Here is a 10,199-nt window from a genome sequence, read left to right on the forward strand (position 1 = left end):
GCTGTGACCGCACGGCTAGCTGACATCGCAGCCCAGGCGGGGGTCAGCGAAGCGACGGTCAGCCGCGTCCTCAACGGCAAGCCCGGCGTTTCCCCGGCCACCCGCGAGTCCGTCCTCGCCGCACTGGACCTGCTGGGGTACGAGCGCCCCATGCGCCTGCGCCGGCTCAGCGCGGGGCTGGTCGGGCTGATCACCCCCGAGCTGGAGAACCCGATCTTCCCGGCGTTCGCCCAGGTCATCGGACAGGCGCTGACCCGTCAGGGCTACACCCCCGTCCTGGCCACCCAGACCCCCGGCGGCTCGACGGAGGACGAGCTGACCGAGATGCTCGTGGACCGGGGCGTGGCGGGCATCATCTTCGTCTCCGGACTGCACGCCGACACCACCGCCGACACACAGCGCTACGAGCAGCTGCGCGGCAAGGGCGTGCCGTTCGTGATGGTCAACGGCTTCTCCCCCAAGGTCCGCGCACCCTTCGTCTCACCGGACGACCGGGCCGCGATGCGACTGGCCGTCACCCACCTGATCTCGCTCGGCCACGAGCGCATCGGCCTGGCCCTGGGGCCGGCCCGGTTCGTGCCCGTGCAGCGCAAGACGGAGGGCTTCACCACCAGCCTCCGGGAACAGCTCGGGCTCTCGCCCAGCGAGGCGGAGTCGATGGTCCAGCACTCGCTGTACACCCTGGAGGGCGGCCAGGCCGCGGCCGGCACCCTGATCGACCACGGCTGCACCGCCGTGGTCTGCGCCAGCGACATGATGGCGCTCGGCGCCATCCGGGCCGCCCGGCAGCGCGGCCTGGCCGTTCCCGGCGACGTCTCGGTCATCGGCTTCGACGACTCCCCGCTGATCGCCTTCACCGACCCGCCCCTGACCACCATCCGCCAGCCGGTGACCGCGATGGGCCAGGCGGCCGTACGGGCGCTGCTGGAGGAGATCGGCGGCACCCCCGCCCCGCACAGCGAGTTCGTCTTCCTGCCCGAGCTGGTCGTCCGCGGATCCACCGCCTCCGCGCCTCAGGGGCGGGGGTCCGTCCCAGGGAGGACCGGAGGTGGCCAGGACAGGCCCGGGGGATGATCGGTCGGGATCCGGATTCTGGCAGACTGGCGCACCATGGGGGCTCCGATCGCGAGGACGACAGAAGAAACCAGAGTGACCGATGTCGCTCCGGCAGATGAACACACGGTTGCTCCGGCTCCGCGCCGCACCGTGTCCCAGCACATCCGCGTGCCCCGCAGGCCCCGGATCTGGTTCGAGATCACGCTGATCGCGATCAGCTACTGGACCTACTCCATGATCCGCAACGCCGTGCCGGAGCAGGAGGCGCAGGCCCTGCGGAACGCCGACTGGCTGTGGGAGGCCGAGCGCGCCCTCGGTATCGCCGTCGAACAGTCCCTCAATCACACGGTCAACGGCGTCACCTGGCTGATCGTGACGATGAACTACTACTACGCCACGCTGCACTTCATCGTCACCATCGGCGTCCTGGTCTGGCTCTACCGCAGACACCCGGGCCGCTACGCCGCCACCCGTACGGTCCTGTTCGCCACCACGGCCGTCGCCCTGCTCGGCTACTACCTCTACCCCCTGGCTCCGCCGCGGCTGATGGAGAGCGTGCACTTCGTCGACACCGTCAAGGTCCACGGCACCTGGGGCTCGATGGCCTCGGGCGACATGGCCAACGTCTCCAACCAGTACGCGGCCATGCCGTCGATGCACATCGGCTGGTCGGTGTGGTGCGGCATCACCCTCGCACTGTTGGCGGCGCCGCTGTGGGTGAAGATCCTCGGATGGCTCTACCCGGCCCTCACCCTGGTGGTCATCGTCTGCACCGCCAACCACTTCTGGCTGGACGCGGTCGGCGGGCTGATCTGCCTGGGCATAGGCTTCGCGGTCTCCCGCGCCTGGTACGGCGCCCCGGCCCACCGCCTCCCCCGCCTGGTCCCCGTCTCGCCCTAGCCCCACCCACGGGAGAAACCCCTCCCCCGCGCCGGGGGCTCGCTTCGCCCGGGTGCCGACCACGCGCCCGCACCCGGACAACGGGCCCGCACCACCCCGGACCCGCACCCGGGCGACGGCGGGAGGGGACGGGGAGGGGCGGACGTTCCGGACACTCAAGTATTATTTGCGGCCAATAGGCGCTTCACGCAACGGTGTACGGAACGGCCGTAAATAATACCGTCCGGAATGTTCGCCCCGGACCGGCCCCGACCCCCACACCGGCGAACCCGCACCCCCCCACCGGCGAAACCCTCACTCCACCCCGTAGAACAACCGGTCCACCACCACCCGGGCACGCCGCGTGATACGCCGGTAGTCCTCCAGCATCTCGCCCACGTGCCCCGGCTCGTACCCCAGGTAGCGTCCGACGGCGGCCAGCTCGCGCGGCTCGGAGGGGAAGGTGTCGCCGGGCCTGCCGCGCACCAGCATCACCGCGTTGCGCACCCGGGTGGCCAGCAGCCACGCCTCGTCCAGGGTCGCGGCGTCCTCCTCGCCGATCAGCCCGGCGTCCCGCGCGGCGGCCAGCGCGGCGCGGGTTCGGGTGGTGCGCAGCCCCGGCACCCGGGCCGCGTGGCGCAACTGCGTCAGCTGGACCGTCCACTCCACGTCCGACAGCCCGCCCCTGCCGAGCTTGGTGTGGGTGGTGGGATCGGCGCCGCGCGGCAGCCGCTCACCCTCCATCCGCGCCTTGAGGCGGCGGATCTCCCGCACCGCGTCCTCCTCCAGGCCGTCCTCCGGATAGCGCAGGGGGTCGATCAGCTCGACGAAGCGGCGGCCCAGGTCCGCGTCGCCCGCCACCGGTTCGGCGCGCAGCAGCGCGTGCCGCTCCCACACCTGCGACCAGCGGCGGTAGTAGGTCCCGTAGGAGGCCAGCGTGCGCACCAGCGGGCCGCTTCTGCCCTCCGGCCGCAGGTCGGCGTCGATGAGCAGCGGCGGGTCGGAGCTGGGGAGCTGCAGGAGGCGGCGCATCTCGCCGGCGACGGCGAGGGCCGCCTCGCCGGCCTCCCGCTCGTCCACGCCCTCGCGCGGTTCGTGGACGAACAGCACGTCGGCGTCGGAACCGTAGTTCAGCTCCCGGCCCCCGAAGCGGCCCATGCCGATGATCGCGAAGCGGGTGGGCAGGGTGTCGCCCCAGCTGGCGTCCACCGCCGCCCGCAGGGCGCCGGCGACGGTCGCGGCGTTCAGGTCGGACAGCGCCTCCCCCACCCGGTCCACGGCGGCCGCGACGCCCTCGGCGTCCCCCGCACCACCCCCGGAACCGCCTACCGCACCACCGCCCGCACCACCCCCGGAACCACCCACCGCCCCACTGCCCGCACCACCACCCGAGCCCCCCTCCGCCCCACTGCCCGAAGCACCCTCCGCGCCCGAGCCCCCCGCCTTGTACGCGCCGATGACATCGGCGGCGGCGGTACGGAACAGCTCGCGCCGCCGCACCCCGCGGACGGCGGTGACGGCCTGCTCGGGCCCGTCGGCCCGGCCGACGGCCGCCAGCGCCTCCTGGGTCAGCGCCTCCCGGCCGCGCGGCCGCAGCCCGCCGGGGTCGCCGAGCAGGGCGACGGCCTCGGGGGCGCGCAGCAGCAGGTCGGGGGCGAGCCGCCCGGCCGACAGCACCCGGGCCAGGTTCTCCGCGGCGGCCCCCTCGTCCCGCAGTAGCCGCAGGTACCACGGCGTCTGGCCGAGCGCGTCGGAGACCTTGCGGAAGCCCAGCAGCCCGGCGTCGGGGTCGGCGGAGTCGGCGAACCAGCCCAGCAGCACCGGCAGCAGGGTGCGCTGGATGGCGGCCTTGCGGCTGACTCCGGAGGTGAGCGCCTCCAGATGGCGCAGAGCGGCGGCCGGATCCGCGTAGCCCAGCGCCTCCAGGCGCTGCCGGGCGGCGCCGGCCGACAGCCGGACCTCGCCGGGCGCGAGCTGGGCGACGGCGTCCAGCAGCGGCCGGTAGAAGATCTTCTCGTGCAGCCGCCGCACCACGGCCGCGTGCCGCTTCCAGGCGCGGGTCAGCTCGGCCACCGGGTCCTGGCGGAAGCCCAGACAGCGGCCCAGCCGGCGCAGTTCGGTCTCGTCCCGGGGCATCAGATGGGTGCGGCGCAGCTTCTGGAGCTGGATGCGGTGCTCCAGGACGCGCAGGAAGCGGTACGCGTCGCCGAGGGCTGCGGCGTCCTGGCGGCCCACGTACCCGCCCGCCGCGAGGTCGTCGAGCGCGGCCAGCGTGGTGGGGCTGCGCAGGGCGGTGTCGCTGCGCCCGTGGACGAGCTGGAGGAGCTGGACGGCGAACTCCACATCGCGCAGGCCCCCGGGGCCGAGCTTGAGTTCGCGGTCGAGCTGCGCGGCGGGGATCCCGGCGACCACGCGGCGGCGCATCTGCTGCACGTCGGTGACGAAGTTCTCCCGCTCGGCGGCCTGCCACACCATCGGGGCCAGGGCCTCGGTGTACTCGCGGCCCAGTGCCGGGTCGCCGGCCACCGGGCGGGCCTTGAGCAGGGCCTGGAACTCCCAGGTCTTGGCCCAGCGCCGGTAGTACGCCAGATGGCTGGACAGGGTGCGCACCAGCGGGCCGTTGCGCCCCTCGGGCCGCAGGTTGGCGTCCACCGGCCAGATGGTGCCCTCGGCGGTGGTGTCGGAGCAGATCCGCATCATCCGCGCGGCGAGCCGGGTCGCGGCGCGCAGCGCCTCGCTCTCCCCGTCGCCGTCCCCTCCCGCTCCCCCGGCGGGCTCGGCGACGAAGACGACGTCCACGTCCGAGACGTAGTTGAGTTCGCGGCCGCCGCACTTGCCCATCCCGATCACGGCCAGCCGGCACGCCCGCGCGTCCTCCGGCTCCTCGCGCCCGGCCATCGCCAGGGCGGCGCGCAGGGTGGCGGTGGCCAGGTCGGCGAGCTCGGCGGCGGTCTCGTCGACCGTCGTGGTGCCGCGGACGTCGCGGGCGGCGATGGTGAGCAGGGCGCGGCGGTAGGCGACGCGCAGGTCGTCGGGGCCGTCCGCACCGGCGAGCGCGGCCCCGAACTCCTCGACGCCCGGGTGGAGGTCGGCCGTCTCGTAGGAGTGGAGGGCCTGCCAGTCGTCCGGGTGGCCCGCGAGGTGGTCGCCGAGCGCCTCGGAGGCGCCCAGCACGCCCAGCAGCCGGTCGCGCAGCGGCTTGGCGGCCGACACGGTGCCCAGCAGCGTCTGCCGCCCGGCCTCGTCCGGCTGGGCCTCCACCAGGCGGACGAAGGACAGCAGCGCCTGGTCGGGGTCGGCGGTGGCGCCGAGCGCGTCGAGGAGCACCGCGTCGTCGCGCACCCGGGCCAGGGCGGGCGAGTCCAGCAGGCGGACGGCCGCCCCCGGATCGGTGAACCCGCGCCGCACGAACCGTCCGAACCGGCTGTCCCGCCGACCGCCCTGCACCACTGTGGCCTTGCCTCTCGCCGCTGCCGCCGTACCGCCCCGCCGTGCTGCCCCGTATCCCGCGAGCCCGCTACAGCACCGGCAGGGACTTGCGCAGCTCGAAGGCGGTGACCTCGGAGCGGTACTCCTCCCACTCCTGCTTCTTGTTGCGCAGGAACTTGTGAGCCACCCTACGGTTCTGCGCGAGGCCCCACACGAGCCGCCGTGACCAGCCATCGTACGGCCGTCGTTGGTCGTTGTCGGCTACCCCGGCCGTCCCTCGGCGGCCCACAGACGGCCCAACCGACAACGGCTAACTGACTGCAGCCTTACAAGTTCGATCACCGGGCGGTGCGGCCTGCTCAACCCTCACCTGTCTGGTTACTCTTGGTCCTCCTATGGCTGTCTCGGCCTGCTGCTGTCCGGGGACGTTGATGTCACCACGCCTCATCACCGCTTTAGGAGAGAGGCTGGGTGATCTCGGCCCTGAGCCGCGTCTTCGTCGGCCGAGGAAGCGGGCGGCTACTCGACCGCGGGGCACCGGTATTGACCGTGGTTGACCCCTGCATCTGGCACGGGTGTGGCACGAACCTCAGCGACGGGTGTGCTGGCCGACCAGGCACGCGTGTGCCGACCCCGACGACCTGATCACCGCCGTCCGGCACGGTCTGCGTCAGCTCCAGTGTCGACACGACGTCCTCGACGGCTGTCTCAACGCCACCGGCCTACGCAAACCAGCATGACAACATCACGCATGCAAGGTCAGTAGGTCATCGCTCCACCGGCGGTGCCCCATGGTGGCGGATGATCCGCTACCAGGTCGCGACTTCTCTTCCGCGGCCCTGAGAAGCGACGTTCAAAATCGTGGCTGACTGTCAGTGGCGCAGCGTAGCATCTGGTCATCTGTGTGAATCAGTTCAAGATCGGATCAACCGTGCCGGACCTTTCAGCCCCGCTCGATGACGCGCAGCACACCTTGCTCAAGGTCATGGCCGAGCAGTACTTAAAGACCGGCCAGTGGCCGTTCTGGCGCTACGTCGAGCAGATGATGGATCATCTCGGGTACGACGACGCCGAGCAGGTACTCAAGTCTCTGCCGGTAGCCGGGGCCAACAGCCCCGTTGGTGCAACGTATGGCCTGGCTTGGTATGACCGGGTCCACCTGGCGGATGACAGCCGTCCGGCTCTCACTGTTGCCGCGGGTCTCCACTCCCCAGAGCTGAGGCATGTCTTTGGCGAAAACTTCATCTCGGTCTTGCAGTACTTCGTTAAGCACCAGCGGGCCGTCAGGCCATCCCCCGACAAGGTGGAGGCCAGCTATATCACTTCAGACGACTTCAAGCGAGATTTTCCCACTGTCACAAAGGAGTTCGTGGCCGCTTTGCCGGGCATCTTCGAGCATGAGCCGGTACTTCGACGCGGCGCTCAGCCGTGGGGAACGGATCCTGGCGGGTGGCGCTTCGAGCTCCATAAATGGCTCAAGGACTACCGTGGCGTTGACGACTTGAACGGCTATGTGCAGCGGGTTACTGAACGGACTGTGACGGCTAACACCGTCATCATCCCGGAAAGCCAGGCTCCTGCTCTGGCACAGGTGCTTGGTTCTTCCGGTGGCAAGATTCGGATTGGAGAGAGGTTGACGGCTGGCATGCCGACGGTCGCGGGTGCCGTCATCCCGCGCCCGGCCGCTCTGTCCGAGGACCCGCCGCAGTACGTCAATGAAGACCTCATCAAGGAGCTGGAGGCCAAGCAGGGCCAGACTCGACTCAGCCCGGACAAGCTCCTGCAACTCGTCCGGGAGTTGAACGCCTGTTTCCGGGACGGTCACGCCTACGCCTGCCATGCCCTGGTGCGGGCCATCATCGACCACGTGCCGCCGATCCTCGGAAAGAGGTCCTTTGAGGCAGCGGCTAGTAACTACGCTTGGCCAACCGATGCAGACCGGAAGTACGCCAAGAAACTGCTGGAGTTCAAGAACCAGGCGGACGACGTAATGCACCGTCAGATTCGCACCAGCCGGGGCGTCATCACGATGCACGACGTGCCATTTCCGGGGTACATCAATGCGCTTCTCCGAGTCTGCGTCGACCAACTCTAGCGATCTTTGATTCCGGGTCGCGGGCAACACCGGCGCAAAAGCTCCCGGAGTCGACGGCCTGACGGTCGCCGATATCGAGGAGATCGCTGGGATGTCTGGGTTCCTGGACGACCTGCGAACCCAGTTGAAGGATGGATCGTTTCATCCGCTTCCGGTGTGGGAACGCAAGATCCCCAAGCCGGGTGGCAGCGGAAAAGTCCGGAAGCTGGGAATTCCGACCATTGCGGATCGGGTGGTTCAGGCGACGCTGAAGCTGGTGCTGGAGCCGATTTTCGAGGCCGGCTTCCTGCCTGTCTCATACGGGTTCCGGCCGAAGCGACGGGCACACGATGCAGTCGCGGAGATTCAGTACTTCGGCACCAAGGGCTACCGCTGGGTGCTGGATGCGGATATCGAAGCGTGCTTTGACTCGATCGATCACACGGCCCTCATGGACCGGGTGCGGACTCGGGTCAAGGACAAGCATGTGCTGATGCTGGTCAAGGCGTTCCTCAAGGCCGGGGTCATGGCCGAAACCGGTCACTTCGAGGACAACCCGACCGGCACGCCGCAAGGAGGCGTCCTGTCCCCGCTCCTGGCCAATATCGCCCTTGGCACGCTCGATGAGCACGTCCATGGGCCGTGGCGGCCGGGTGGGATGACGGGAAGCCCCGTAAGTCGCGCCCTCCGCCGCCGGAGGGGAATGCCGAACTGGCGGATCGTCCGCTACGCGGACGATTTCGTCGTGCTCGTGTTCGGTAGCCGTGACGATGCGAAAGCCCTGCGCGGGGAAATCGCTGGTGTGCTCGCACCGCTGGATCTTCGGTTCTCCGAAGCCAAGACTCGCGTCGTGCACATGAGTGAAGGTTTCGACTTTCTCGGGTTCCGCCTCCAGTGGAAACGCAAGCGAGGTACGGACAAGTGGTACGTCTACACGTTCATCGCCGACCGGCCTATCCAGTCCTTGAAGGACAAGATTCGTGCCCTGACACACAGGTTGTCGCAACAGCCACCCAGGGACGTGCTGAGACGGCTCAACCGAATCATGCGCGGCTGGTCCAACTACTTCAGATACGCAGTCGCCAAGAGCACCATGCAAACCCTCGCCATTTTCGTCTGGCGGCGGGTTGCCCGGTGGTGGATGCGGCTGCACCGTTGGAGCTGGACCGATCTGCGAAGGCATCTCACCGATCACACCGGCCGGTGGCGCATGCCTTCGTCAGACGGGGTCGAACTGTTCAACCTCGGCCGGGTGCCAACCGAGCGATACCGGTACCGCGGCAACAAGATCCCGAATCCCTGGACCCTGGCCGACCACGACTGACAGCAGAGACCGTGGAGAGCCCGGTGCGTGGAAACGCGCACGCCGGGTTCGGCGAGCGGCCCGCAGAAACGGACCGGTGGCGACACCGGCACCGCGCTGCGGGCCGACTCAACCACCCTGGGGCCCAGTTGAGGCTCACGGATGCGGACGGCATGCGGCTGACCTGTTTCGCGACCAACACCGCCGGTCGGCCGATCGCCGAGCTCGAGCCGCGTCACCGGCTACGGGCGAGGGCCGAGGACCGGATCCGGGCCGCCCGCGCGACCGGCCTGCGCAACCTGCCCCTGCACGACACCGCGCAGAACAAGGTCTGGCTGGAGATCGTGCAGATCGCGCTCGACCTGCTGGCTGGGGTACTCCCGGACGGAGTCTGGGGGAGGCTGCCGATGCTCGCCCTGACCGGCAAGGCCCGGCTCTGGGAGCCCCGCCGCTTGCGGCTCCGGCTGTTCAGCGCGGCCGGACAGCTGGTCACCACCGGCCGTCGGCGAATCCTCCGCCTGGCCCGGCACTGGCCCTGGACCGGCCACATCACCGCCGCCCTCGAACGGCTCACCCAACTACCCGACCCTGGCTGACCAGCGGATCCGCCTGTCCCTGCGAGCAGCACCACCCCGACCCGGAGCAGTGGAAACCGGCGCCCACCCGACGCGACAGCCGGGCCCTCGGCCTGCCCGGACTCAGAAACAGAACGCGTGAGGGTCCGCCGACTCCGTCGGCGGACCCTCACGAAAGATCGAGGCTAACAAACCCTGAGCGGTTCAAACAGCTTGGCTCATTTTGCTAATGACCCGGCGCCCTCAGCGCGGGACGATACCGACGACATCTACTCGAGAGGGAGACCTTGAGACGCATCTTGATCGCATCCCTGGCAGCCATGGGGCTGCTGGTCGCAACACCCAGTGCCGTGTACGCTGCCGATGAGTGGTATACGTCCAGCACGGACCCGAGCAGTAAGGGCTATGGATACGTAGGCGTGACCTGGAGCTCCGCCGGCAACGTTACCCAGTCACTCGATATGTGGCGCACAAACAACTACGTTAGCCTCAAATCATGGATCAACGATGAGAAGGAGGACGGCTACTGCGCAGGCCAGGAAATCGCCTACCAGGTCTACGTCAACGGCGCCTGGTCCGGGTATCACCACCGCATGGTGCCGAACTTCGACTGTTCACACAACGGCGACGGCAACATCGGAGCGTTTTACTACAGCAAGTACAAGACTCGTAACGTTCACGCACGTGCATGCCACGTCAACTCCTCCGGGGCTAAGATCCACTGCGAGTCGAACTGGCACGGGCCGATTTAGCCTCGAAATTTCGTGAGGTCCCGTCAGCTTACTGAGCGCTTCTCATCCTGAGCGCCAGGCGATCTCGATGGCGTGAACGGCGGCGACCGTGCGACCGATGCGGTTGGTGCTGCACCGGGCCTTGCGGAGGA

6 protein-coding genes and 2 pseudogenes are annotated in these 10,199 nt (G+C 69.2%); 6 read left to right on the plus strand and 2 right to left on the minus strand.

From position 1 onward, the window contains the following. The first annotated feature begins 3 nt into the window (after window positions 1-3). On the plus strand, window positions 4-1,074 hold the full coding sequence (locus tag BM237_RS06485) for a LacI family DNA-binding transcriptional regulator (RefSeq protein WP_093848521.1): 1,071 nt from the start codon (window positions 4-6) through the stop codon (window positions 1,072-1,074). Between the two features lie 36 nt (window positions 1,075-1,110). After that, the gene (locus BM237_RS06490) at window positions 1,111-1,956 is read left to right on the plus strand and encodes a phosphatase PAP2 family protein (protein ID WP_093848522.1); all 846 of its coding nucleotides are present in this window, start codon (window positions 1,111-1,113) and stop codon (window positions 1,954-1,956) included. Between the two features lie 294 nt (window positions 1,957-2,250). Here the strand turns inward: BM237_RS06490 and BM237_RS06495 are convergent, their stop codons facing one another. Together BM237_RS06495 and BM237_RS06500 are read right to left on the minus strand one after the other, a co-directional pair. Continuing rightward, window positions 2,251-5,385: a bifunctional [glutamine synthetase] adenylyltransferase/[glutamine synthetase]-adenylyl-L-tyrosine phosphorylase gene (locus BM237_RS06495; RefSeq protein WP_093848523.1), complete on the minus strand. Its 3,135-nt coding sequence runs from the start codon at window positions 5,383-5,385 to the stop codon at window positions 2,251-2,253. A 67-nt stretch (window positions 5,386-5,452) separates the two neighbouring features. Then, window positions 5,453-5,539: pseudogene (locus tag BM237_RS06500) on the minus strand (glutamine synthetase); the annotation flags it as partial. Window positions 5,540-6,268: 729 nt separating this feature from the next. Between BM237_RS06500 and BM237_RS28940 the strand changes: the two are divergent. The 4 genes and pseudogenes from BM237_RS28940 (at window position 6,269) to BM237_RS28945 (ending at window position 10,068) form a co-directional block, all read left to right on the plus strand. Next, window positions 6,269-7,459 carry a hypothetical protein gene (locus BM237_RS28940; RefSeq protein ID WP_139238065.1) on the plus strand — a complete coding sequence of 397 codons (1,191 nt, stop codon included), beginning with the start codon at window positions 6,269-6,271 and terminating at the stop codon, window positions 7,457-7,459. 25 nt (window positions 7,460-7,484) lie between these two features. Continuing rightward, window positions 7,485-8,762, plus strand: a pseudogene (ltrA, locus tag BM237_RS06515) (group II intron reverse transcriptase/maturase); the annotation flags it as partial. A 23-nt stretch (window positions 8,763-8,785) separates the two neighbouring features. Continuing rightward, window positions 8,786-9,337, plus strand: a complete 552-nt coding sequence (locus BM237_RS06520; protein ID WP_281253901.1) for a transposase — start codon at window positions 8,786-8,788, stop codon at window positions 9,335-9,337. A gap of 299 nt (window positions 9,338-9,636) precedes the next feature. Beyond that, the gene (locus BM237_RS28945) at window positions 9,637-10,068 is read left to right on the plus strand and encodes a hypothetical protein (protein ID WP_139238066.1); all 432 of its coding nucleotides are present in this window, start codon (window positions 9,637-9,639) and stop codon (window positions 10,066-10,068) included. The last annotated feature ends 131 nt before the right edge of the window (window positions 10,069-10,199 follow it).

Source organism: Streptomyces mangrovi, assembly GCF_900114215.1.
Taxonomy (GTDB): Bacteria; Actinomycetota; Actinomycetes; order Streptomycetales; family Streptomycetaceae; genus Streptomyces; species Streptomyces barkulensis.